25 protein-coding genes, 1 tRNA gene and 1 pseudogene are annotated in these 23,397 nt (G+C 70.9%); 17 read left to right on the plus strand and 10 right to left on the minus strand.

Annotation, left to right across the window (positions count from 1 at the left end):
* A complete protein-coding gene (locus Gocc_RS09850; protein WP_181813551.1) occupies positions 1–237 on the plus strand; it encodes a biotin/lipoyl-containing protein in 237 nt (78 codons plus the stop codon).
* Between the two features lie 6 nt (positions 238–243).
* Positions 244–1,248, plus strand: coding sequence for a thiamine pyrophosphate-dependent dehydrogenase E1 component subunit alpha (locus Gocc_RS09855; protein WP_114796392.1), 1,005 nt, complete (start codon positions 244–246; stop codon positions 1,246–1,248).
* 410 nt (positions 1,249–1,658) lie between these two features.
* Here Gocc_RS09855 and Gocc_RS09860 read toward each other — a convergent pair whose 3' ends face one another.
* Entirely contained in the window at positions 1,659–3,149 is a 1,491-nt protein-coding gene (locus Gocc_RS09860) for a glycosyltransferase (protein WP_181813552.1), read from the minus strand.
* A 607-nt stretch (positions 3,150–3,756) separates the two neighbouring features.
* Here Gocc_RS09860 and Gocc_RS09865 point away from each other — a divergent pair.
* Complete coding sequence (locus tag Gocc_RS09865) at positions 3,757–4,002, plus strand: hypothetical protein (RefSeq protein WP_114796394.1); 246 nt, start codon at positions 3,757–3,759, stop codon at positions 4,000–4,002.
* Between the two features lies 1 nt (position 4,003).
* Positions 4,004–4,321 (plus strand): type II toxin-antitoxin system PemK/MazF family toxin, encoded by a 318-nt coding sequence (locus tag Gocc_RS09870; RefSeq protein ID WP_114796395.1) that lies wholly within the window; start codon positions 4,004–4,006, stop codon positions 4,319–4,321.
* Between the two features lie 305 nt (positions 4,322–4,626).
* Here Gocc_RS09870 and Gocc_RS09875 read toward each other — a convergent pair whose 3' ends face one another.
* Positions 4,627–5,031 carry a CopG family ribbon-helix-helix protein gene (locus Gocc_RS09875; RefSeq protein ID WP_220150556.1) on the minus strand — a complete coding sequence of 135 codons (405 nt, stop codon included), beginning with the start codon at positions 5,029–5,031 and terminating at the stop codon, positions 4,627–4,629.
* On the opposite strand from Gocc_RS09875, the gene Gocc_RS09880 reads away from it, so the two are divergent.
* Together Gocc_RS09880 and Gocc_RS09885 are read left to right on the plus strand one after the other, a co-directional pair.
* Positions 5,030–5,416, plus strand: a complete 387-nt coding sequence (locus Gocc_RS09880) for a cupin domain-containing protein (RefSeq protein WP_114796396.1) — start codon at positions 5,030–5,032, stop codon at positions 5,414–5,416. The genes Gocc_RS09875 and Gocc_RS09880 overlap by 2 nt on opposite strands.
* Before the next feature lie 56 nt (positions 5,417–5,472).
* Positions 5,473–6,048, plus strand: coding sequence for a TetR/AcrR family transcriptional regulator (locus Gocc_RS09885; RefSeq protein ID WP_220150557.1), 576 nt, complete (start codon positions 5,473–5,475; stop codon positions 6,046–6,048).
* 73 nt (positions 6,049–6,121) lie between these two features.
* On the opposite strand, the gene Gocc_RS09890 is transcribed toward Gocc_RS09885, so the two are convergent.
* From Gocc_RS09890 to Gocc_RS09905, 4 genes are all read right to left on the minus strand, one after another.
* Positions 6,122–6,664, minus strand: coding sequence for a GNAT family N-acetyltransferase (locus Gocc_RS09890; protein ID WP_114796398.1), 543 nt, complete (start codon positions 6,662–6,664; stop codon positions 6,122–6,124).
* A gap of 3 nt (positions 6,665–6,667) precedes the next feature.
* Positions 6,668–6,940: a type II toxin-antitoxin system TacA family antitoxin gene (locus Gocc_RS09895; RefSeq protein ID WP_181813553.1), complete on the minus strand. Its 273-nt coding sequence runs from the start codon at positions 6,938–6,940 to the stop codon at positions 6,668–6,670.
* Between the two features lie 299 nt (positions 6,941–7,239).
* Positions 7,240–8,082: a nuclease-related domain-containing protein gene (locus tag Gocc_RS09900; protein WP_181813554.1), complete on the minus strand. Its 843-nt coding sequence runs from the start codon at positions 8,080–8,082 to the stop codon at positions 7,240–7,242.
* 141 nt (positions 8,083–8,223) lie between these two features.
* The gene (locus tag Gocc_RS09905) at positions 8,224–9,372 is read right to left on the minus strand and encodes a LuxR C-terminal-related transcriptional regulator (protein ID WP_220150558.1); all 1,149 of its coding nucleotides are present in this window, start codon (positions 9,370–9,372) and stop codon (positions 8,224–8,226) included.
* 90 nt (positions 9,373–9,462) lie between these two features.
* On the opposite strand from Gocc_RS09905, the gene Gocc_RS09910 reads away from it, so the two are divergent.
* The 6 genes and pseudogenes from Gocc_RS09910 to Gocc_RS17110 form a co-directional block, all read left to right on the plus strand.
* Positions 9,463–9,828 carry a Cif family virulence factor gene (locus Gocc_RS09910; protein ID WP_114796401.1) on the plus strand — a complete coding sequence of 122 codons (366 nt, stop codon included), beginning with the start codon at positions 9,463–9,465 and terminating at the stop codon, positions 9,826–9,828.
* Positions 9,782–10,306, plus strand: coding sequence for a quercetin 2,3-dioxygenase (locus tag Gocc_RS09915; protein ID WP_147281253.1), 525 nt, complete (start codon positions 9,782–9,784; stop codon positions 10,304–10,306). The genes Gocc_RS09910 and Gocc_RS09915 overlap by 47 nt, the downstream gene beginning before the upstream one ends.
* A complete protein-coding gene (locus Gocc_RS09920) occupies positions 10,306–10,974 on the plus strand; it encodes a TPR end-of-group domain-containing protein (RefSeq protein WP_114796403.1) in 669 nt (222 codons plus the stop codon). Before Gocc_RS09915 ends, Gocc_RS09920 begins: the two co-directional genes overlap by 1 nt.
* Before the next feature lie 473 nt (positions 10,975–11,447).
* Positions 11,448–12,050 carry a type IV toxin-antitoxin system AbiEi family antitoxin domain-containing protein gene (locus tag Gocc_RS09925; protein WP_114796404.1) on the plus strand — a complete coding sequence of 201 codons (603 nt, stop codon included), beginning with the start codon at positions 11,448–11,450 and terminating at the stop codon, positions 12,048–12,050.
* Positions 12,047–12,937 (plus strand): nucleotidyl transferase AbiEii/AbiGii toxin family protein, encoded by an 891-nt coding sequence (locus Gocc_RS09930; protein ID WP_181813555.1) that lies wholly within the window; start codon positions 12,047–12,049, stop codon positions 12,935–12,937. The genes Gocc_RS09925 and Gocc_RS09930 overlap by 4 nt, the downstream gene beginning before the upstream one ends.
* A gap of 136 nt (positions 12,938–13,073) precedes the next feature.
* Positions 13,074–13,481 (plus strand): annotated as a pseudogene (locus Gocc_RS17110) (recombinase family protein); the annotation flags it as partial.
* Between the two features lie 506 nt (positions 13,482–13,987).
* Here the strand turns inward: Gocc_RS17110 and Gocc_RS09945 are convergent.
* Positions 13,988–14,061, minus strand: a tRNA-Asp gene (locus Gocc_RS09945).
* Positions 14,062–14,183: 122 nt separating this feature from the next.
* Here Gocc_RS09945 and Gocc_RS09950 point away from each other — a divergent pair.
* Together Gocc_RS09950 and Gocc_RS09955 are read left to right on the plus strand one after the other, a co-directional pair.
* Positions 14,184–15,323 carry a MarP family serine protease gene (locus Gocc_RS09950; RefSeq protein ID WP_114796405.1) on the plus strand — a complete coding sequence of 380 codons (1,140 nt, stop codon included), beginning with the start codon at positions 14,184–14,186 and terminating at the stop codon, positions 15,321–15,323.
* A gap of 58 nt (positions 15,324–15,381) precedes the next feature.
* Positions 15,382–16,752 carry an HD-GYP domain-containing protein gene (locus tag Gocc_RS09955; protein WP_114796406.1) on the plus strand — a complete coding sequence of 457 codons (1,371 nt, stop codon included), beginning with the start codon at positions 15,382–15,384 and terminating at the stop codon, positions 16,750–16,752.
* On the opposite strand, the gene Gocc_RS09960 is transcribed toward Gocc_RS09955, so the two are convergent.
* The gene (locus tag Gocc_RS09960) at positions 16,712–18,520 is read right to left on the minus strand and encodes a bifunctional homocysteine S-methyltransferase/methylenetetrahydrofolate reductase (RefSeq protein ID WP_114796407.1); all 1,809 of its coding nucleotides are present in this window, start codon (positions 18,518–18,520) and stop codon (positions 16,712–16,714) included. The two genes, Gocc_RS09955 and Gocc_RS09960, sit on opposite strands and share 41 nt — an antisense overlap.
* A gap of 356 nt (positions 18,521–18,876) precedes the next feature.
* Between Gocc_RS09960 and Gocc_RS09965 the strand changes: the two genes are divergently transcribed.
* Complete coding sequence (locus Gocc_RS09965; protein WP_181813556.1) at positions 18,877–19,404, plus strand: GNAT family N-acetyltransferase; 528 nt, start codon at positions 18,877–18,879, stop codon at positions 19,402–19,404.
* A gap of 7 nt (positions 19,405–19,411) precedes the next feature.
* Here the strand turns inward: Gocc_RS09965 and Gocc_RS09970 are convergent, their stop codons facing one another.
* Both Gocc_RS09970 and pgl read right to left on the minus strand, forming a co-directional pair.
* On the minus strand, positions 19,412–20,188 hold the full coding sequence (locus Gocc_RS09970) for an SDR family NAD(P)-dependent oxidoreductase (RefSeq protein ID WP_114796409.1): 777 nt from the start codon (positions 20,186–20,188) through the stop codon (positions 19,412–19,414).
* A gap of 75 nt (positions 20,189–20,263) precedes the next feature.
* Positions 20,264–20,959: a 6-phosphogluconolactonase gene (pgl, locus tag Gocc_RS09975; RefSeq protein WP_181813557.1), complete on the minus strand. Its 696-nt coding sequence runs from the start codon at positions 20,957–20,959 to the stop codon at positions 20,264–20,266.
* 192 nt (positions 20,960–21,151) lie between these two features.
* Between pgl and Gocc_RS09980 the strand changes: the two genes are divergently transcribed.
* Together Gocc_RS09980 and Gocc_RS09985 are read left to right on the plus strand one after the other, a co-directional pair.
* Positions 21,152–22,966: a glycoside hydrolase family 15 protein gene (locus Gocc_RS09980; RefSeq protein ID WP_114796411.1), complete on the plus strand. Its 1,815-nt coding sequence runs from the start codon at positions 21,152–21,154 to the stop codon at positions 22,964–22,966.
* Positions 22,967–22,975: 9 nt separating this feature from the next.
* Entirely contained in the window at positions 22,976–23,374 is a 399-nt protein-coding gene (locus tag Gocc_RS09985; RefSeq protein ID WP_114796412.1) for a nuclear transport factor 2 family protein, read from the plus strand.
* Positions 23,375–23,397: the final 23 nt, after the last annotated feature.

Genomic DNA, 23,397 nt, shown 5'->3' on the forward strand with positions numbered 1-23,397 from the left:
GTGGCCACCGTGAAACTGCCGAAGCTGGGCGAGATGGTCGAGAGCGCCGTCATCGTCGAGTGGTACGTCGTCGAGGGAGCGCACGTCGAGCGCGACGCACCGCTTGTTCGCGTCGAGACGGACAAGGTGGAGATGGACGTCCCCGCTCCGGTGGCGGGCACCGTCCTCCGGCTGATGGCAGTCGAGGACGAGGAGGTTCCCGTCGGAGGTCCGATCTGTCAACTCGAGATGGCGTAGGTCGTGATGGACTCGGTCATCGCCGACGAGGCAGTGCAGCGGCGCAGGTCCGTGCGCTCGAGCGCGCTGGCGCGGCTCGAGCGGATGATCGAGATTCGCCTCGTGGAAGAGCGAATCCGCGACCTCCATCGAGAAGGGAAGGCCTGGGGGACTACGCACTGCGCTGACGGTCAAGAGGCGGTCGCGGTCGGGCTCGCGGCGGCGGCTCGCCCCGACGACCTGGTCGTGTGCACCCACCGAACGCACCACATCGGGCTCGCGCTCGGTGTGACGCCAGAGTCGCTGATCGCGGAGAACATCGGCCGCGCTTCGGGCGCGCTCGGCGGGCTCGGCGGCTCCATGCACCTGACGGCGACCGAGGTCGGACTGTTGCACTCGATCCCCATCATCGGCGCGATGATCCCGGTCGCCGCCGGAGCTGCGCTGGCGGCGCAGGTGCTCGGCGACGAGCGGGTCGCGGTCGCGGTCTTCGGGGACGGCGGGGTCAACATCGGCGCCTTCCACGAGAGCCTGAACCTCGCCGCCGTCTGGCGCCTGCCCGTGGTCTTCCTCTGCGAGAACAACGTCTACGCCGAGTACACCGCCTCGGCCGAGACGACACCGGTGCCGATCGCAACGCGCGCCGATGCTTACGGGATGCCGTCCGCGGTGCTCGATGGGCAGAACGTGGAGGCCGTGCGCGAGGGGCTCGAGCAGGCGTTCGTCAGGGCGCGCGCCGGAGACGGGCCGACGCTCGTCGAAGTCGCCACGTACCGGTACGGAGGGCACTCCGCCTCCGACCAGAGCCCGTACCGCCGGGACGGAGAGCTCGAGCGCTGGCTCGAGCGCGACCCGATCGCCGTGCAGGTGGCCCATCTCGAGGCGCTGGGGGAGATCGGCGACCTCGACGCGCTGCGGCGGCAGGTGACCGCCCGCGTCGACGCAGCGACCGAGGCTGCGCTCGCAGCGCCAGAGCCGGAGCTCGCCGCCATGTTCGCCAACGTGCTCGCTCCCGGCCCGGCACCAGTTTGAGCACGAGCATGGTCGTCGGTGGGCGGAAGCGTCGAGAACCGGAGGCAGCGAGGTCGAGCCACTCCCCGTGCTGAATCCGGTCGCTGTGGCCGCCGGGGTTCCCCGCTCACCCGGTGCCACCCGCGGGCGCGCCACGCCTGACAAAGGCTACGGCGGCCGAGACTTCGAACCCAGACGGCAAGGACGGGCTCTGGACGTGCGGGGAGCACCCAGCCGAGTGGTGGCGCCAACCGGACGGCTGGTCGGCTACGCCTGGCCCGCCCACCGGCGGCTCAGCGCCTGGGCTGGGGCGACCCGACAAGCGTCCGTGCTTCTCATGTACCTGCTGGCCCTACCCGCGTTCCCCGTGGTCGGGGCCGGCGTCGTTGACCGATCTTGCTGTTCTCTGGCGGGGCCGCCCGGCGCCTGTCCTATGCGGCGCGTTGAAGGGCGTAGATGCCTGTGTCGGCGTGCGGAGCGGCATGTGGCTGGGGAGCATGGCGGTCGGCGGCAGGCTTCGGGGACGCGTGCCGCCGCAGGACGGAGCCCGGATACACCAGGCGGAAGCACGCCCCGCCGGTTCGAGCGCGCTCGTAGACCAGGCTTCCTCCGGCTGCCTCGGCCGCCATGCGCGCGACGGCAAGGCCGAGTCCAGCCCCTGCCGCCTCCTCGCGTGACTCTTCGCTCCGTGCGAAAGCCTCGAAGAGGTGAGACGTGAAGGCGTCTGCGACACCGCGTCCGCTGTCCTCGACTGTCAGCGTGAACTCGTCGCCGGCGTCGACGGAGACGGTGATCGGCACGTCCCCGTACCGCACGGCGTTCGAGATCAGGTTCGCGACGATCGTCTCCATCCCCACGACATCGGCATCGATGGTCAACGTCGGGTCAACGTGGATACCGATCTTCGGTGCATAATCGGGAGCCACCTGCCAGATGACCCGGCGGACCAGTTCATGCACTCCCACAGGGACGGCAAGCCTGACGGGCGACTGTGAGACGGCCATCCGGTTCTGCGCGTCCTCTCTTTCGGCCGAGCGGTTGCGGCTCCTGATGCGCAACGAGGAAGCAGCCTGCTCGAGCAGCTCGCGGCGCATGCTCCCGTGGAACCGCCGAAGCCAGAGCGGAACCGTGGATCGGTAGACGGCGAGCCTGTCGGCCCTGCTCAGGTCGGCGCGCTCGATGGCCAGAAGGTACTCGGCGAAGAGACGGAGGAACTCGGTCGTCTTTTCGTCGCCGCTTCCAGGATCGAACCACTCTGCTACCTCGGCAGATGTGCGGTTTGCCGCGCGGGATGTGCCCTCGTGCGCCCGGCGGAAGAACAGAGGTTCCGGGATCTCCCAGAACTGACCAGCGAGCGCCAGCTCGACCAGAAGCACGTAGTCGGCAGAGATGTAGGAGCCGTGGCCGCGCGTTCCCCGCAGTACGTCGGTGCGCATGAGGCCAAAGACGGCATTGCTCAGAACGAGGTTGCGGATGAGGACGGCAACCCGTTCGTGCGGCCGTGCCTGACGAAGGTCCAGCCCGTCCTCGTACGTACCGACCGGTTTCCCGCTCTCATCGACGATGACCGTACGGGGGTACGCGACGACGACGGACATGGGAGCCCTGTCGAGAACCTCGACACACCTCTCGATATAGGTTGGGCCGCAGAGGTCGTCATGCGCGGCCCACTTGAAGTACCGGCCCCGGGCAAGAGCAAGGGCACGGTTGTAGTTCCACGCCGCCCCTCGGTTCACCTCCGAGCGGTGCACGGAAACCCGTTCGTCACGCCGAGCAAACACCTGGCTGATGCGCGCGGTAGCGTCCGTGGAGCCGTTGTCGCAGACGATGATCTCGATATCTCCGAACGTCTGCGATACAAGCGAAGCAAGCGCCTGCTCGAGATAGCGCTCGCCGTTGTACACCGGGACGCCGATGCTCACGCTGGGGCCGGTCTGGCAGACGCGGCCGCCGCCCGAACCTGATCGTGTCATCGGGTGCGCGAAGCGCGGCGGTGCTGGATCGATCTCGATCCTTGCACCGTGCAGCGCCGCCCAGCCGTTGGCGCGAGCAGAAACGAACGCAGCGGCCTCCACCGCGCTCGGCAGCCAAGGACTGGACACCTCGACCGAACCGTCCGTGGGCGGCGCTACAAGACATCCGGCCTCCGTCAAAGCCCGCACGAGGCTCGGCATCAGGTAGGCAGGTTCGATGAGGGTTATCCGCATGCGAGACGCACACTACTGCCGGCCTCTAGGGACAGAGACGGCATCGCTGCAAAAGCTCGAGTGCTCAATTCAGAAGGTACCCCATGAGGAAGCTGCCCGAACCATGCGTCGAACCAGATCTCCCGTCAAGGATCTCTCCGTCGTGTCTGCTGCCCGCCGGCGGCCGACCGAGAATCGGCCACCGGTACCCGGCGGTCCTGCCCGCGTTCGCAGGTACTTCTCGGACAGTGCTGTCCGCAAGCCGCGTGGTTGCGTCGATTGTCGTCCCGATCCTGGGCCGCGGGTGGCCGCAGCGTAGCATGATTCGTGCTACGCTTGGTGGATGCCCCGTTCGCTGCACGTTCGCCTCGACGATGCTTCCGCCGCCGCGCTCGAGGTCGTTCGCGCCGGCGAGATGACGGATTCGGACGCGGTGCGCACGGCGCTGCGCGAGGCCGCTGCCCGCCGGCGCGTCCGCTCGGCGCTTCGCGAGGAGGTGCGGCGCGTGGCGGCCGACGAGGGCGATCGCGAGGAGATGCGGATCGTCCGGGAGCAGCTGGCCGAGCTGGCGCCACGCTCGCCGGGCTGAGATGGTCCGCGGCGAGGTCTTCCACCTGCCCCCGCGGCGCGGAGCGCGCGGCCATGAACAGCGCGGTGCCCGCTACGCGGTGATCGTGCAGGCCGACGAGTTCCTCGAGCTCAGCACCACGCTCGTCGCGCCAACCTCGGCGAGCGCGCGGCCGGCGAGCTTCCGCCCGGCGATCACGATCGGCGGACGCGAGACGCGTGTTCTCGTCGAACAGACGACCGTGGTCGACCCGCGGCGCCTCGGCCGGCCGGCGGGGCGCCTCGACGCGGGCGAGCTGCGCGCCGTGGACGAGGCGCTCGGCCTCATCCTCGGCCTCTGAAGGCCGGACGGGCGACGTTGTTGCCCCGTGCGGCGTGCGCTCCAGAATGCGAGTGCAGTCGAGGAAGCCGTAGAGAGAGTCCGGATGGACTACGGAACGGCGGTTCCGCTCGTCCGGGTCCGAAATGCCCGTTCAGAAGGTGATTCAACAGAGCGAGAAGCTCCGGCTCTCGGGGTGGCACGCTTCTCCCCGAGGTTTCCACCCCATCCAGGCCCGATCGCGTTGTGTCCCTATCGGGCAACGCTCCTCTTGCGCCGAAGCTGCGTCTTCCCGAGCCGATGGCGCTGGGCCCGCGTCCCCTGTCGTCAGGCGACATCGAGGTACTCGCGCAGCGCCTTGCGGATCACGGACGATGTGGTCTCGTGATCGCGTTCCGCGCGCCGGGAGAGCGCCTCTCGCAGGTCGGGATCGAGCCGGACAGACTCGACGGTCGCGGCGACTGAGCCGATCGGTGGGCGCCCGCCTCGGCGGCGCAGGATCTCGTCGACGCCATACCCGGCCTCGGCCTTCTCGGCCAGCTCGGCAACCAGCTCATCCGTGATCGGCACGCCGCTCGCGGTCGTGCCGTGCGTCTTCTTCGCCATGTTGATCCGTACGGGCTTCTGGTCGCGGGTTGCGGGACGGCGCACTTGCGGCCGGTCGCCGACCCGTGTAGCGTCGCTGACTAGACCGAACGGTCTAGTCAATCGTCGAGAGGAGAGGACGGCCATGCGGATAGCGAAGGAGAAGGTCGACGTGCGGTTGGAGATTCCGGGCGCCGTGATCCGTCAGCAGACGGGGTTCGGCGACGTGAGCGGCTTCGACACGCTCAGCGGCGAGTACTTCTCGCTCTCCGCCGGCGTCGACACGACACCGCTCTTCGAGGGCCTGGAGGGCGACCTCTGCCAGTGCCCCCACTGGGGCTTCGTGCTGCACGGACAGCTGACGACGACCGATGCGAATGGCGCGCGTGAGACGGTCGAGGCCGGGGACCTGTTCCACTGGCCGCCCGGGCACAACGTCAAGGTCGACGCCGACGCGGAGATCGTGATGTTCAGTCCGCAGCGGGAGCACAGCCACGTGATCGACCACATGATCGCGAAGGTCGGCGGCTAGAGGGCCCGAGGGCCCGCGTCGAGCCGCGATCCGCTGCGATGGCGACAATGCAGGTGATGCACGTGACCAAGCAGCGCCTGCTCGACGCGGGCCTTCCCATGCTCCTCGCGCACGGGTACAACGACCTCGGCATCCAGGCGCTGCTCGCGGCGACGGGCGTCCCGAAGGGATCGTTCTACCACCACTTCGAGGACAAGGAGGACTTCGCGCTCCAGGTCGTCGACCAGTACATGCGAGGGGTGCACGACGCTCTCGACGGCTGCCTTGGAGACACGAGCCGGCCCCCGCTCGAGCGCGTGCGTTCCTTCTTCGAGACGACACAGGAGCACTACCGGGAAGAGGGGTACATGGGCTGCCTGCTCGGCGGGCTCGGCCAGGAGCTGTCGGGTGTCAGCGAGGTGTTCCGGCGCAAGATCGAGGAGTGCTTCTCCGAGATCGTCGAGCAGTTGACCGTCTGCCTCGACGAGGCACGGCAGCGAGGCGAGATCCCGGCTGGTTCGGATGCGCGGCGCATGGCGAGCCTGCTGGTGGACTGCTGGGAGGGCGCCGCGCTTCGCAGCCGGCTGCGGCGAGATGCTGCCCCGTTGGACGCGATGCTCGACTTCTTCTTCCGGTCGGTCGTCGCTAGCTGAGGACGCCGGCAGGCTCTCCGCGGGTGGCTCCCCGGGCACCGGGGCTCCGTCGGTTGACCGTCCGGGAACCGTCTCAGAGGGGCTCGGCCGACCGCCCTTCGACGCCGTGCCGCTTCAGAGACGCTCGCACGTCCTCCAGCAACGTCATGAGGTGAAGCGGGTCGGTCGGCGACTCCTCGAAGCCGTACTGCATGTACCACGCCTCCGCGGCGTCGTGCGTGGCGTGCACGAGGAGGACGCGAGCGCCGATCGCCTCCGCCGCCTCCAGGCATCGGAGCAGGACGTCCTGGAGCAGCGAGCGGCCGAGGCCGGCGCCTTGGTGCCCGCGGTCGACAGCGAGCCCGGCGAGCAGGATCGCCGCTACCGGCCTCGCCCGAGGCTGGCCCTTGAGCGCTCGCGCGGCGGCGTTTTCCGGGGCGACCTGCGCGGCCGCGAGCGCGTAGTAGCCGACGACCGTCTGTCCGTCCTCGAGCGTCGTGACGAACACGCGGGCGGAGCCTGAGGCGTGCGCGCCGCGTGCGTGCCGCCGGAGCCACTTGTCGAGCGCCTGCTCGCCGCAGTCGAACTGGTCGAGGCGGTGGTGCTTCCCGAGCGGCTCGGGGCGCCGGTAGGCCACCGGCTAGTCGGCGCTGAAGACGCTCGGCTTGGAGAAGAGCTTCTCGAGGCCCGGGTTGTCCTGCGGCGAGCGGTCGAGCAGCGCGACGAACCGCTCCCACCGCTCGGGCTCGAGGACGAACTCCCGCCGGTCGGCGAGCAGCCGCTCAGCCTCGACGGCTGCCGCGTCGACGACGAAGTCGGTCAGCGTCCGCTCCGCGGTCTGCGCCGCCTGCCGGACGAGGCGGTCTGTCTCCGGATCGACGCGGAAGTCCCAGCGCTCCTTGACCTTGCTCATGCACCGAGCTGTACACACATCGTCCGTACATCGCAAGAGGCGACCGACTACGAAGCGAGGCTCGCACGGACGAGGGCCCGCGTCCGGTGGAGGGCCGCCACTGGGCACCGCCATGAGCGGTTGGCGTGCCGTTGGCGTTACGGGCTTCTCCAGCCTATGCGGAGCTCCGCATAGACGGGTCAAGTCCAGTTCCAATTCCGATTCGAATCCCGTTCGGAACAACAGCCAGGAGTGGGCGCAGCCAGTACCGAAAAGGGAGAACGACAGGCCGGCTCGCTCGGCTGCGGATCACCGAAATGCTAGGCGGGAGGTAGCGCGGCCGCAACGCGCCGAGCGAGCGTGATCAGGTGCTCACCTGCGAGCGGGCCGTCCGCGAGCAGTTGCTCGCCGAGCGCCTTGGCCCAGCCGACCCAGACCTCGTTGAGCCGGAACGGCTTCGCGAACAGCGACCATTCAGCATCGACGAAGCAGAGCGCGGCCTTCACATCGATCTCGAACTCCTGGACGACGGCTTCCCCGAGCGCGGATCGGATCGCCTCGATCTGCTTCCCCATCCCACCGACGAGCCTGGTGCAGTCCCGGCGTCCGACGTAGAGCCGCAGATCTGTCGAGAACCAGCCGCCCCTGTCGATCCGCTGCACCTTGCCCGCGTAGTTCTTCGCGTCGATGGCGTAGATGCCGTTGCGGCAGACCGCGATGTGGTCGATGTTCGCCTTCGAACCCGGGATCCTGCGGTCGTGCAGGACGATGACCCGCGACTCGTCGTGGATCGACTCCAGGTACTCGCCAAGACGCCGTTCGCCCTTGCTGCCGATACCCCACGCGCGTGTGGACTGCGGTTCGGTCGAGAGAGCGAGATAGACGCCGCCGATGCGACGGCCGAGCTTCTGCTTCGCATGCTCCTCGCGCCGGTCGTGGAGCTTCTCGTACTTGCGTCTGGCCGAGGCCCCGGGAGTACCCCGTTCGAAGGAGGTCGGCGACGAACGCTGCTCGACCGATGCTGGGTCCGGTTCACTTGCGGTGCGCTTCTCCACGCAGGCGAGGCAGGTGATCGCCTTCAGGCTCGGGTTCCACTCCGCCCGCGAACCCGCATCGAGCGCAGAGCCACAGGCAACACAGACATCGGGGCGGCGCAGTGCCATGACTCGCGGCTCGCGCATCTACTGAACTTACAGGCGGTTTCGAAGGCGGGAGCGACGGGACTCGAACCCGCGATTGTCACCCCATCGAGATTCGCTGAGCTACTGGGGAGGGCGGCGGGGTAGTTGTGGCGGCCAGGAGGGCTACGCCGCTTCTCGAGGCACCGGACCTCCGCGCACCGGCTGGCCCGCGATGATGCGCCGTTCGTTGTCGCGCAGACGCGGCTCATAGTGCGAGAAGAACAGCTTGCCGACGAGCTCGCGCCGGCTCCGAACGCCGGTCTTCTCGAACACGCTCTTCAGGTGCTGCTGCACCGTGTGAGGTGACACGAAGAGGGCGTCCGCGATCTGCGCCGTCGAGTCGCCCTGCAGAACCAGCCGGGTGACCTCCTCCTCGCGCGGAGTCAGCCCGTAAGCGGCGATGAGCAAGGGCGTGATCCGGGCAGGGTGCGCGGGTTCGATGATGACGGCCACCCGCCGCGCGCCGCCCGCCACGAGCGAGGCTCCGTGAAGCACGATCCACCGACCGTCGCGCGAGAGCACCCGCGCGACCGCGACCTCCCCCGCCACCTCCTGCCCGTCGGCGGTACGCAGCGCGCGACCGGCCACGGCGAGCACCGAAGGAGGAAGCCTGTTCTGACCGTCCCAGTCGCCATCCGGCAGTTTGCCGAGCCAGCGCTCCGTGCCGGGCGTCAGCGATTCGACGCTCCAGTTTTCATTGAGGACGACGAGCCCCGGCGCGCCCGGCCCCTCGGGATCCGCCGCCTCGCCGACCAGCAGCCCCCGGCGGGCGCCCTCGGCGAGGTATGTCGAGACGGCGCGCAGGAACTCGAGCTCCTCCTGATCGAACTGCGGCTGCCCGGGCTCCCGATACAGGCCGGCGACACCCCACGCCTCGCCCGCTCGTGTCCGCAGGGCGAGCAGCAGCTCCTGGTCACCGCCGTACTCCATGTTCGCGTGCCAGCGCGCGCTAGAGCTGGGGTTGCCGCCGGTTGCTTCGTGCAGCGTGGAGACGCCGCGCTCGGAGCGCACGACGCTCGTGAGGTTGTGAAAGTCGTCCTCGTAGTACTCCTGGGCCATCCACTCCGGCGGCAGCTCAAAAAGCTCGGCCTGGTAGTGGCTCGTGACGAGCAACGACGCCGGGTCGAGCGTGAACCAGCAGGGCGACATGTAGTGCGGCACGGCGGCTGCGACGGCCTCGGTCGACTCGCGCCAGAACGTCGGCAGGTCAAGACCCTGTCCGGCGAGCGCTGCAATCCGCTCCCCGGCTCGCTCCTTCGCATACGCGCCCACGTGCGGATGCTACGCCCGCGCCGGGCGAGGCGGAAATACCAGCTTTCTGGCAGAGACACGCCTCGCTGCCCGGGCTAACGTCGCTCTCCGATGAGGGCGGGAGCGCGGACACCAGAGGAGCTCGAGACGCTGCTGGAGGACGCGTTCGTGACCCACGACGGGGAGGCGCTGGCTCTGCTCTTCGAGGACGGAGCGGTGCTCGCGGCGCGCGATCAATGCCACGCGCGCGGCCCAGACGAGATCGCACGGGTCGCCAGATGGATCTGGGAAGACGGCCGCACCTATGTAGCCGAGCTGCGGCAGGTCCTCCAGGCGCGTGACACCGCCCTCGTCGTCGCGGACCGCGGTGTCAACGTGGTACGCCGCGGGAGCGACGGCGTCTGGCGGTACGCAATCGCGCTCCTGACACTTGACGACCCGCCCACAAAGGAGGAGCAAGATGCAGCAGACAACTGAGCCGCAGGCTCTCAAGCCCCTTGCGGTCCACAGCCACGAGGGCGAGGCCCGCTGGTGGTTCGGCGGCCTTGCGGTGCTCAAGGCAACAGCGGCGGATACCGGTGGCCAGCTGACGATCGTCGAGGTCACCGAACCCGTCGGCGAGGCGCCGCTGCACATCCACCACAGGGACGACGAGGCCTTCTGGATCCTCGAGGGCGATGTGACGTTCGAGGTCGGAGACGCCACGATCGAGGCGCACGCGGGCGACTATGTCTTCGCCCCGCGCGGCATTCCGCACCGTTACACCGTCGGCGAGCCCGGCTGCCGGATGTTGTTCATCTTGGTGCCAGGAGGCTTCGAAGATGTGCTCAGGAAGACCAGCGAACCCGCCCGAAGCCGCACCCTCCCGCCACCTTCCGAGGAGGAGCCGACGCCGGAGGCGATCGAGACGCTCAAGGCGATCGTCAAGGAGCACGGCTACGAGCTGCTCGTCTGATGGCCGTTTCGAGCAGCGGTGCCGGAGCGGTGAGAGGCTGGGAGCGGGCGCTGCTGTCGGAGATCGATGCCGTTGCCGCGCCGGGGATGGTTCCCTGGAGACCGGTGCGACGCTACTTCGGGATCGGCGCGTTCGGGATCAACGCCTTCAGCGCGCACGCTGGAGAGGAGGTGATCGAGCGTCACACCGAAGAGGCGCGACAGCACGAAGAGGCATACGTCGTCGTCAGCGGTAGAGCCGCGTTCACGCTCGGCGGCGACAAGGTCGACGCGCCCGCCGGAACGATCATCTTCGTGCGCGACCCGGCCGTCGACCGATCGGCGGTCGCGGAAGGGCCCGAGACGACCATCGTGGCAATCGGCGGCAAACGCGGGGCGCCCTACACGGTCGGGCCCTGGGAGTTCGTCTACGTCGCACGCGCGCGCGGGAACGCGGGCGACCATGAGGGTGCTATCGATGAGTTGAAGCGGGGACTGGAGCACCACCCAGACCATCGCATGCTGCTCTACCGCCTCGCGAATTGGGAAGCGGGGGCGGGCCGGACGGACGACGCACTCGACCATCTAGCGGCTGCCATCGCCGGGAGAAAGGCGCTGCACGATCAGGCGCAGAGCGACCCCGCGTTCGAAGCGATCCGCACCGACCCGCGCTTTCCTTCCACCTCATAAGGCTGTACCGGAGCGGTAGATTCGCCAAGCCGGCCGAAGAGCGGAACTGCTCGCAAGTCTCTTCGACCGAAGTCTGGCCTGACGGGGGATCGTCGCCGCCGTCAGGCCGCGCACGCCGTTGGTCCGCTATTGCAAGGCGGCCGAACGACTCGACCGCCTCGTAGCAGGCGGGGTGACAAAGGCGGGAGCGACGGGACTCGAACCCGCGACCTCCGGCGTGACAGGCGCCGCAAAGGGAAACACGATCCCCCACGCGAACACCCTGAAGAGATCAGCAGGGACTTCCTTCAGGGTGGCGGACGCCACTCCACGGCGTTCCACGGGAGACTCGGAGCTTTCCGCCCCATCCAGACCCCATGGCTGTGCCGCCTTTCCTGACAACGCGTCGATATCGGCGCGGCACGAGTATGGGATGAACCTCGGACGGGAGCGGCCAGGGTCGTGTCCGACGTTTGAGGGTTAATATCCCTCATATGTCTGACAGGATCGACCACGACAGCCTCTATCGGCTTGCCGAGTCGCAGGCAGGCTATTTCACGGCCGAGCAGGCCCTCCAGACAGGGATGGACCGAAGCACCCTCCTTCACCATGCCCGTCCCGGTGGGCGCTACGAGCGCGTTCGGCGCGGGCTCTACCGGCTGCGCCACTTTCCGTCGAGTCCGCACGAGCACGTCGTCGCCGCGTGGCTCGACCTGCCGGCACCGGCGGTTGTCTCCCACGAAAGTGCGCTCGAGCTGTACGAGCTGTCCGATGTCATCCCGAACGCGGTTCACATCACCCTTCCGCGCGAGAAGCGCGGCCGGCGTCCCAGAGCCGGTGTCAAGTTCCACATGCTCACGCAGGCACCGAGTCCCAACGAGGTCAGGCGCGTCGACGGCGTCCTCGCGACTACCCCCGAACGGACGATCGTCGACTCGCTCGAAGCAGGAACGCAGCCGGAGCAGATCGAGCTTGCGATTGGACAGGCGCTCGAGCGCGGTCTGACGACGCCTCGTCGACTGCGTTCCGCGGCCGACGACCGCTCCAACCGTGTCCGCCAATTCATCGATCGCGTACTCGCGGAGCATGCGGCGTGAGGTACGGCGACGCGGCGGCGTTCCGGCAAGCTCTCGAGCAACGGCTGCGTGCGCGCGCTGCTGGAGACGGTGCACGTCTCGCCCGCGATCGCAAGCGCGTTGCGTTCGATCGGCTTCTGGCCCGCCTCAACGAGGTTGCTCCGGGAGACTGGCTGCTGAAAGGCGGCTTCGCGCTCGACCTCCGCCTTGCCGATCGCGCAAGAGCCACTCGGGACGTGGACCTCGATTGGCAGGCGGACGAGGAGAAACTTGCAGAGACGCTGATCGAGGCTGCCGGCGTCAGCGGCGACGACTTCTTCACCTTCGGCATCGAGCGAACAGGAATGGCGCCGGAGCGCCTTGGCGGCAGCCACCGCTCCCGCGTCACAGCGAGCCTCGCTGGTCGACCGTTCGAGACGTTTCTCCTTGATGTCGGCCTGCGGTCATCGCTCGTCGACGAGCGCGACACGCTCACCACGAACGACCTTCTCTCATTCGCCGAGATCGAGCCAGTTGAGGTTCCAGCCGTCCCGCTGGAGCGACACATCGCCGAGAAGCTGCACGCCTATACCCGCCGCTACGGCGACGATCGGCCGAGCTCGCGCGTCAAGGATCTGATCGACCTCGTCCTCATGAGCGAGCTTGCCTCCTTTGAGTACGGTCGGTTACGGGACGCGATCGCCAGAACGTTCGGCGAGCGCGAGACGCACGAGCTGCCCACGTCGCTACCAGCACCTCCCGCCGACTGGGCGCAGCCCTATCGCGTACTGGCGGGGGAGGTCGGCCTGGACGCAGGCCTGGCGTCGGGGCATCGGGACGCTGCGGCCTTTCTCGACCCGGTTCTTGCTGACGTGCCCGACCTTGACCTTTGGGACGAGCGGGCGATGAAATGGCGGCGTCGTCGCTAGCCTGGGCGCGGAGCTGCGCGAGGAACCGCGGTTGCGCCCGATATTGTTCGCGCGCTTCAAAGTCGTAGGAGGAGGGTTGAGTGCCGAAGGTCGACATCTGCCCCGCTCCCCGGTCCGGCGTTGACAGGTAGCTGGTTTGGAGCGCCGGGCAGTCCCGGAGGCGCGTAGCGCCGGAGGGACTGTCTCCCTCGCGGCGTGGCTGAACGCCAAGGGCGCGCGGACGGCGCGTGGGCGCGCCTTCGGCAAGGACACCGTCCGCGAGATGCTCGTCAACGCCGCCTACTGCGGCTACGTCTGCGGGCTACGCAGCAAGGACCGCTCCGTCCGCGGGCTGCACGAGACGCTCGTTGCGGAGGAGTTGTTCGAGCGCGTGCAGGAGATCCGCGCCTGGCGCACGCGCGTCGTCAAGCCCGGCAGGCCCTTGGAGGACTACCTGCTGCGCAAGCTCCTCCACTGCGAGCGGTGCGGCTCTCGGATGCACGGGACGCGCGGCTCGCGCGCCGGCATCCGCCGCTACATCTGCTCGACCCGCCGCTACTCGCCCGACTGCGACCAGCCAATCGTCAAAGCAGAACCGCTCGAAGATCAGCTCGTCGACTGGATGCGCGACTTCCAGACGGACACGCAGCTGCGAGCGCACATACTCGCCGCACTCCGCACCGAGGCGCAGGACAACGGAGGCGACAACGCCGAGCGCCGGCGCGAGCTGCATGGCCAGCTCGACCGGCTCCGCGACCTCTACGTACTCGGCGACCTCACCAAGAGCCAATACGTGCTCAGACGGCAGGCGCTCCAGGAAGAGCTCGAGCGGACATCGCCGCCGCTCGACCCACGCCTCGAGCAAGCCGAGGCGCTGCTCTCCGACTTCGCACGCTTCTGGCAGACCGAGCCCTCGCCGGCCGAACGGCGGAAACTGCTCGCAAGCCTCTTCGACCGAGTCTGGCAGGACGGCGGGATCGTCGTCGCCGTCAGGCCGCGCGCGCCGTTCGTCCGCTATTTCAAGGCGGCCGAACGGCTCAACCGCCCTCGTAATAGGCGGGGTGACAATAGCGGGAGCGACGGGACTCGAACCCGCGACCTCCGGCGTGACAGGCCGGCGTTCTAACCAACTGAACTACGCCCCCGTGGGCCGTGGGATTGTAGCGGCGGCTCCCGGCTGCGGCGCCCCCTCTGCGGGGGCGCTCCGCTCGCGCTCCGAGCGCGGGCGGCGCAGGGCAGCCGCCGCGCGGGGCGAAACTGTCGAGGCGTGTACACCGTCGACCTGATTGCGCTTGCGATCGTCGCGCTCTCGGCCCTGGCCGGGCTTCGGCGCGGTCTCGTCACGGGCGTGCTCTCGCTTGCGGGGCTCGCGGGCGGCGCCGTCATCGGAGCGCGCGTCGGGTCGGACGTCCTCGGCGCCGAGCGGTCGCGCTGGCTGCCGCTCGCCGCGCTCGCCGGCGCGGTGCTGCTCGCCGCGGTCGGGCAGTCGGTCGGCGTCATGCTCGGCCGTCACCTGCGGCGCGGCCTGCTCGTGATCCCGCCGCTGCGCGTGTTCGACAGCGTCGGCGGCAGCATGCTCGGCGCGGTCACGGGTCTCGCAGTCTGCTGGGTCGCCGGCGCCGTGCTCCTGTACGTCCCCGGCCAGACCGAGCTGCGCCGCTACGCCCAGGAGTCGCGCATCCTCTCCACGCTCAACCGCGAGCTGCCGCCCGCGAGGCTGCTCGACACGCTCGCCCGCGTCGATCCCTTCGCCGCGCTCGCCGGCCCCGACGCCGGCGTCGGCCCGCCCGACCCGGCGGTGCTCGGCTCCGCCGGCGTGAACGGGGCCGCGCTCAGCGTCGTGCGCGTCGTCGGCGACGCGTGCGGGCTCGGCATCGAGGGCTCCGGCTGGGTGGCCGCAGCGGAGACCGTCGTCACGAACGCCCACGTCGTGGCAGGTGTCGACCGGCCGCGCGTCGACCGCAACGGCGGCGGCACCGTCCTCCCCGCCCGCGTCGTGTTCTTCGACCGCACCAACGACGTGGCCGTGCTGCGCGTCCCGGGGCTGCGCGCCCGTCCGCTTCCTCTCGGCGCCGCCGCGGCGGGCGCCGCGGCAGGGATGCTCGGCTACCCGAGCAACGGGCCGTACACGGAGACGCCCGTGCGCGTCGGCAAGATCGTGCCGATCGTCGGCCGCGACGCCTACGGCCGCTTCCCGACGAGCCGGGTCGTGACGACGATCCGCGGCACGATCCGCAGCGGCAACTCCGGCGGGCCGGTGGTCGACGCCGCGGGCAAGGTCGTGACGATGGTGTTCGCCCGGCGCGTCGGCGCCGACGGAGGCTACGGCGTGCCGGCGGCGTTCGTCGGCGCGGCGCTCGCGAAGGCGGGCGACACGCCGCTGCACACCGCCTGCGTCGAGCGCTGAGCGACAAACCCCCCGATCGGGGTGCGCCGGCAGCGCCGCGCAGCCGAATAGGTGACGAGTGGCCTCCTCACAGCCCCCGACCCCCGCGGACCTGCGCCTCTCGGAGGTCGTCTCCGCGCTGTCGTACGCGCTCGACGTCGCCGAAGGCCAGGCGATCGGCCACGCTGTCCGCAGCTGCGTCATCGGCATGCGCCTCGCCGACGAGATCGGGCTCGCCGTCGAGGCCCGCTCCGCGCTCTTCTACGGCCTCCTGCTGAAGGACGCCGGCTGCTCGTCGAACGCCGCCAAGGTATCGGCCCTCTTCGCCGCCGACGACCACGAGGCGAAGCGAAACGTCAAGCTCGTCGACCACAGCCGCGTGCCCGCGGCGATGCGCTACGTGTGGGACAACGTCGGCGGGCGCGGCCCGCGCCGCGTCGCGAACGCCGTCGGCGCGCTGGCGCGCGGCCCGCGCGCAGCGAAGGAGATGACGCAGATCCGCTGCGAGCGCGGCGCCGCCATCGCGGAGATGCTCGACCTGCCGAGCGAGACGGCGGACGCGATCCGCTGCCTCGACGAGCACTGGGACGGACGCGGCCATCCCGCGGGTCTCGCCGGCGAGGCGATCCCGCAGCTCGCCCGCATCCTCAACCTCGCCCAGGTCGTCGAGGTGTTCCACTCGGCGAACGGGCGCGACGCCGCCTACGAGGTCGCCCACGGCCGCGCCGGACGCTGGTTCGACCCGGAGCTCGTGCGCGCGGCGGAGCGCTTCCGTGACGACGACGCCTTCTGGGACATGCTCGGCGACGGCGACGTGCGCCTGCTCGTCGCCGGACTCGAGCCGCAGAGCCTCGTCCTCGCCGCCGACGACACACGGCTCGACCGTGTCGCCGAGGCGTTCGCGCTCGTGATCGACGCGAAGTCGCCGTTCACCTTCCGCCACTCCGAGCGTGTTGCCGAGCTCGCCGGCGGAGCCGGTCGCGAGCTCGGCCTCGACGCCGACGAGCTGCGCGACCTGCGCCGCGCCGCCCTGCTGCACGACATCGGCAAGCTCGCCATCTCGAACCGAATCCTCGACAAGCCCGGCCGCCTGGATGACGACGAGCGGGCGGCGATCGAGAGGCACCCCGCGTTCACGGCCGAGATCCTCGGGCGCATCCCGCACCTCGACGGGCTCGCCGCCGTCGCCGCCGCCCACCACGAGAAGCTCGACGGCTCCGGCTATCACCTCGGGCTGCGCGGCGACGAGATCCCGCCGGCGGCGCGCGTGCTCGTCGTGGCGGACATCTTCGAGGCACTCACCGCCGAACGGCCCTACCGCGTCGCGATGACGACCGCCGCCGCGCTCGGGCTGATGCAGGCCGACGTCGGGACGAAGCTCGGCCGCGACGCCTTCGCCGCGCTCGAGGCTAGCCTGAGAACAGCTCGAGCGCCGCTTCGGGCCGCTTGAACGGCGGGATCACGTAGATCCCCGCGGCCCGCTCGCGCACCTGCTCGACGAGCTCGCGCGCCAGCGCGAGCCCGACGGCGGGCGCGCCGGCGCCCGCGTCGCGGAGCGCGTCGAGCACCCGCTCCGGCACCGAGATGCCGGGCACCTCGTTGTGCAGGCGCAGCGCCATCGTGTGCGAGCGCAGCGGCCAGACGCCGACGAGCAGCGGTACGGGCGGCTGCCCGCCGTAACGGTCGAGGAGCGCGTCGAGATGCGCGACGTCGAACAGCGCCTGGGTCATGGCGAACCGCGCGCCCGCGGCGACCTTGCGCTCGAAGCGGTCGACCTCGAGCGGGAGATCGTGCGCCGACGGGTTCACCGCCACGCCGACGAAGAACGACGTCGGCTGGTCGATCGTCTTGCCGACGTAATCCTCCCCCTGGTTGAGGCGGGCGAGCAGCTGTACGAGCCCGATCGAGTCGACCTCGTAGACGCCGCGCGAACCGGGGTAGTCGCCGACCTGCGGTGGGTCGCCGGTGACCGCGAGGATGTTGCGGACACCCTCCGCGTGGGCGCCGAGGAGGATGCCCTCGAGGCCCATCACGGTCGTGTCGCGAGGGGTCACGTGCGGGATCGTCTCCATGCCGGCCTCGCGCTGGATCGCGATCGACGCCATCAGCGCGTTCATGCGCGCGCGCGCCATCGGGTTGTCGTTCACGTCGACGAAGCCCACGTGGCCCGATGCGCGCAGCGCCCGCGCGACGTCGATCATGGCGTCGTTCGTGCCGCCCTTCGGCGGGTCGAGCTCGACGCTGACGACCCACTCGCCCAAGCGCAGCGCGCGAGCGAGCCCGGTCTCCACCGCGTCCGCCGCGGGAGGCGCGGCGAGTGCCGGCTCGCCGGCCTCGAAGACGACGCGCGGCGCCCGCCCCTCGTCCAGTGCGCCGCGGATCGCCTCGATCTGCGCCGGCGTCGTGCCGCAGCAGCCACCGATGATGCGCGCCCCGAGCGCCGCGGCCTGCGCGGCGAACTCCGCGAAGTAGTCGGGGCTCGAGTGCGGGTACACGACCCGGCCGCCGGACAGGCTCGCGAGACCGATGTTGGGCAGCGCCGCGACCGGCACCTGCGCGCCGCGCATCGCGTCGATCGCGGCCAGCGTCGCCTGCGGCCCGGCGCCGTGGTTGCTCCCGATCGCCGCCACCCCCAGCCCCGCCAGGCGCCGCGCCGCGTCGGCGGCACCGACGCCGCCCGACGTCTCGGCCTCCTCGTCGAAGGTCAGGAGCGCCACGATCGGGAGCGCCGACACGCTCTGCACCGCCTGCACGGCGACGACGAGGTCCTCGAGGTCGAAGAAGGTTTCGACCATGAACAGGTCGACGCCACGGCCCTCGAGGATCCGCGCCTGCTCCGCGTACAGCGCCCCGTGCTCCGACGCGTCGAGCAGCTCGAGCTCGCCGAGCGGGCCGATCGCTCCGGCGACGAGCACCTCGCGGCCCGACACGTCTCTCGCCTCGCGCGCGAGGCGCACCCCCGCAGAGTTGATCGCCTCGAAGTCGCCCTCGAGGAAGTGGGAGGCGAGCTTGCGGCGGTTGGCGCCGAACGTGTTCGTCTCGATCAGCTCCGCGCCGGCGCGGATGTAGCTCGCGTGCACGGCGACGACGCTCTCGGGGGCCCGCAGGTTCGCCTCCTCGGGGCAGCGCAGCCGCTGGACGGCGCCCCCGATGAGCGCGCCCATGCCGCCGTCCGCCACGATCGGCGGGCCGCTGCGCAGACGCTCGACGAGATCCATCGCGTCGAGTCAAGCACAGCGGTCAACTCCGGGTGGGTGATAGGTGAACCGGCCGCGCATGCGGATACTGGGGTCATCTCATCGAGCGCGACGATGCGGCGGACGCGCAGGTGAGCGATACGGCCCCGCGGTGGGGTCTGCGAGGGGAGAGGGTCGGCGGCGGCCCTCTCTCCGTATGCGGCGCTCAAGCTCCGCCCGCCGCTGCCGATACAGGAGACACGCTTCTGGTCGGGGACTGACGGCAATCATCCTGCGGCTGAGGCTGGCGAGAAGGGCGGCGAGCGATTCGCCGCCCTTCCCCGTTTCCAGGGCGCCCCCCTTGTTGCGCGGGCGTGCCGCGCCGTACGATCAGCGCCGTGGGCCACACCCCCGACGACGATGGGCGCGAGGTCTTCGCCGCGATCTTCGAGGACGGGCTCGACGGCGGCGACATCCGCCTGCGCCACGGCCGCGAGGACGACGTGCCGGCGCTCGTCGCGCTCGTCGACGACGAGATGCGCCGGCAGCTGCTGCTCCCCGAGGTCGTCGACGCGGCGCTGACCCGCAGGATGCTCCTGCACGGCGGCGTGCTCCTCGTCGTCGACGCCGCCAGCGACGAGCCGCTCGGAGGCGTGCGCCTGTTCCTCCACGGCGACGCCGTCGAGATCGGGTACTGGCTCGGACCGGCAGCGCGCGGACGTGGCATCGCGACACGCGCCCTCGAGCTCGTCTCCGACACGGTCGTCGCCGACCTGCGGCCCGCCCGGCTCGAGGTGCGCACGACCGTCGGGAACGCGCCGAGCGAACGCGTCGCCGAACGTGCCGGCTACCGCCGCGTCGGCCCGGAGCCGCCGCTCGAGTACCCGGGCGGGCGCATCGTGCACACGACGCTGTACGTGCGCTGAACGCGGTTCAGTCCGCGTGGACGACGCGGCCTTCCATGCCGCCCGCCACCGTGACGACCTGGCCGCTCACGTGCCCGGACAGCACGTCGGAGGCGAGCACGACGACCTGCGCCGCCACGTCCTCCGGCTGCGCGACCTTGCGCAGCGCCATCGTGCGCGAGATGCGGCGCACCGCCTCGTCGTCGACGAGGCCGCGTGTCATCGGCGACTCCGTCCAGCCGGGGGCGACCGCGTTCACGCGCGCGAGCGGCGCGACGCGTGTCACCTCGTTCTTCAGCGACAGCAGCAGACCACCCTGCAGGGCCGACTTCGCCGCCGCGTAGTCGGCGTGGCCCGCCTCGCCGAAGCGCCCGGCGGTGGAGCCGACGAGGACGAGCGACCCGCGGCCGTTGCGGGCGACCTCGCGCAGGAACCCGCGGGCGGTGAGGAAGGTGGCAGTGAGATTCTGGCACAGCGTCTCCTGCCAGCGGGCGAGCGGCAGCTGCCACACGGGCACGTCCTCGGCGGGCCAGACGCCGGCGACTGCGGCGCAGACGTCCACCGTGCCGAGCACCTCCCGGGCGGTGGCGAACAGGCGGTCGACGTCCTCCTCGACCGTGAGGTCGGCCTGCGCGATCGCGGCGCCGCCGATCTCGTCGGCGACAGCCTGCGCCCGCTCCTCGCCGCGGTGGTAGTGGACGAGCACGTTCGCGCCCTCGGCGCCGAACAGCCGCGCGCACGCGGCGCCGATGCCCCCCGACGCGCCGGTGACGACCACGCCCTTGCCCGCGAGCCCCGTGTCCACGGATGCGTACGCTACCCGCCCGTCACGCGCCGGGTCGACGAACAGCGCCGATGCGTGAGAGCCCGTACGACGAGGTCAGGCGATCGGCAGCAGGGCGGCGGCGGCCTCGTCGAGGATCGCCGTGGTCGTGCCGCGCGCGGAGCGCACGAGGCTCGCGGGTGTCGCCGGCGACGGCGGCTCGGCGAACGCGCGCCGCGCGGCGTCGGCCTTGTCGGTGCCGGTTGCGAGGAAGACGACGCGTCCGGCGCTCGCGAGGGCGGGGATCGTCATCGTCACGCGCTCGACGGGCGGCGGAAGGCCGGGAGCCGCGGCCACCGCGAGGCGGTCGCGCTCTGTCAGCGACGGCGCGTTCGGGAACAGCGATGCCGTGTGCCCGTCCGCGCCGAGCCCGAGCAGTGCGAGGTCGAGCCGGACGCCGCGCAGCGCCCGGTCGTAGGCCGCGGCCGCCGCGGCCGGGGAGAGCTCCGTGGGCACCGCGTGCACGGTCGGAGGGACGGCCAGCCGGTCGAGCAGGGCGCGGCGGACGAGCAGCTCGTTCGAACGGGGATCGCCCCGGGCCACGCAGCGCTCGTCGCCGAACCAGGCCTGCGCGCTGCCCCAGTCCGGGCATGCGGCGGCGGCCAGCTCGTAGGCGCGCCGGGGCGTGGTGCCTCCCGCGAGCACGATCGACCCGCCGGCGCGCGCGCTGCGAGCGAGGACGTCGGCCGCGGCGGCCGCGGCCTCCTCGGGCCCCGGGACGACGACGAGCTCGACGTCGGCGCTCGCGTGCACGCCGGTCAGCCGCCGCGGCGTCGGGTTTCGCCGCAGGCACCCCTCCTCGGACAGCTCCGAGCCGCGTCGTGCGCACGGCGTGCGCTCCGGGTCGCGTCGGCGTCGTCCACGCGACGGACGCTACCGCCCGCGGCCGCCGCTGCCAACCCGCCCGCCGCGGCGGCGTCCGACTCCAGCGGTAAAGGAATCAGCATGAGCGCACCGTCGTACCCACCGATCGCCGACTACGCGCTCCTCGCCGACTGCCACGCTTCGGCGCTCGTCTCCCGCGACGGCTCCGTCGACTGGTGCGCCTTCCAACGCTTCGACGCGCGCCCCGTCTTCTCGCGCCTGCTCGACTGGGGCCGCGGCGGCTACTTCCGCATCGCCCCGCACGGCACGTACGCCGCCTCGCGCCGCTACCTGCCCGGGACGAACGTGCTGGAGACGCGCTTCGAGACCGCGGGCGGGGTGCTCACCGTCACGGACGTGCTGCCGGTGACGGAGCGCCCGGGACATCCCGACCATCAGCTCATCCGCGTCGTGCGCTGCCTGTCCGGCTCGGTGCACGTCGCCGTCGAGTTCGAGCCGCGCTTCGACTACGGGCTCACACGGCCCCGCCTCGAGATCCGCGAGGACGGGCTCGCGTTCGTGTACGGCGGCGCCGACGCCCTCGTGCTCCAGTGCGAGCTGGCGCTCGAGCACACCGACCTCTCGTCGTGTTGCGCCGGCACGCTGCTCGAGGAGGGCGAGCAGGCGTTCGTCGTGCTCACCTACTCGCTTCCGCACGAGGTGCGCGTCGAGCGGCTCGACCTCGCCGGCGCCTGTGCCCGCGTCGACGCCACGGTCGCGTTCTGGGAGCGCTGGTCGGAGCGGATCGAGTACGACGGCCCCTACCGGGAGGAGGTGCTGCGCAGCGCGCTCGTGCTGAAGGCGCTCACGAACGCGCCCACCGGCGCGATCGCCGCCGCCCCGACGACGTCGCTGCCGGAGGAGATCGGGGGGGAGCGCAACTGGGACTACCGCTACTCGTGGCTGCGCGACTCGGCGCTCGCGCTCGACGCGCTCTTCGCCCTCGGCTACGACGAGGAGGCGCACGCCTACATGGCGTGGCTGAGGCGCACGACGGCGGGACGCGCGGAAGACCTGCAGATCATGTACGGGCTCGGCGGCGAGCGCTTCCTGCCCGAGGTCGAGCTCACGCAGCTCGAGGGCTACCGCGGCTCGAAGCCCGTGCGCATCGGCAACGCCGCGGCCGGCCAGTTCCAGCTCGACGTGTACGGCGAGCTCCTCGACACCGCCTGCCGCTACGCGGAGCGCGGCGGCGCCGTCGACGACGTGTTCTGGCAGTTCCTCACCGAGGTGGGCGGCGAGGTGAGCGCGCGCTGGCGCCTGCCCGACCAGGGCATCTGGGAGATACGCGGCGAGCCGCGCCACTTCACCTACTCGAAGGTGATGGCCTGGGTCGCGTTCGACCGGCTCGTGCGGATCGCCGAGATCGGCGGTCGCGACGGCCCGCTCGACACGTGGCGCGCCGAGCGGGACGCGATCCGCGCGCTCGTCGAGGCGGAGGGCGTCGACGAGGCCACGGGCGCGTTCACGCAATCCTTCGGCTCGCCGGCGCTCGACGCGTCCAACCTGATGATCCCGATCGTCGGCTTCGTGCCCTGGGACGACCCGCGCGCACGCGCCACGTTCGAGCGCATCTCCTCCGAGCTCTCCCGCGACGGCTTCGTCTACCGCTACGTCACCGACGGCGTCGACGGGCTCTCGGGCGGCGAGGCGACATTCGCGATCTGCTCCTTCTGGCTCGTCGAGTGCCTGGCGCGCGCGGGCGAGGTGGAGCGCGCGCGCGAGCTGTTCGAGCGGCTGCTCGGATTCGCCAACGACGTCGGCCTGCTGGCCGAGGAGATCGACCCGGCAAGCGGGGCGCTGCTCGGCAACTTCCCGCAGGCGTTCTCGCATCTCGGCCTCATCCAGGCGGCGATCGCGCTGGCGCAGACGTCCGCCGGCGCAGGCCGGCGGTAGGCTGCGGCCGTGGACGCCGTCGAGATCGTGCGCCGCTCCTACGAGGCGTTCGCCCGCGGCGACATGGACGCGGTCGTCGCCGACATGCACGACAACATCGAGTGGCAGCAGGCGCAGGGCCTCCCGCACGGCGGCACCTACCACGGGCTCGCCGAGGTGCGCCGGAACGTGTTCGACCCGCTCGACAGGGACTGGTGGTCGGAATTCTCGGCGCTGCCGGACGAGTTCCTCGACGCCGGGGCCGAGGTCGTCGTGCTCGGGCGCTACCGGGGGACGGCGAGGCAGACGGGCAAGCGCCTCGACGTGCCGTTCGTGCACGTGTGGTCGCTGCGCGCGGGCAAGGCCTGGCGCTTCCGCCAGTTCCTCGACACCCGCGGCTGGGTCGAGGCGCTCGCGCCGAACCGCTGACAGGGCCGGCGGCCGGTTGACAT

The organism is Gaiella occulta (assembly GCF_003351045.1).
In the GTDB taxonomy this organism is placed as follows: domain Bacteria; phylum Actinomycetota; class Thermoleophilia; order Gaiellales; family Gaiellaceae; genus Gaiella; species Gaiella occulta.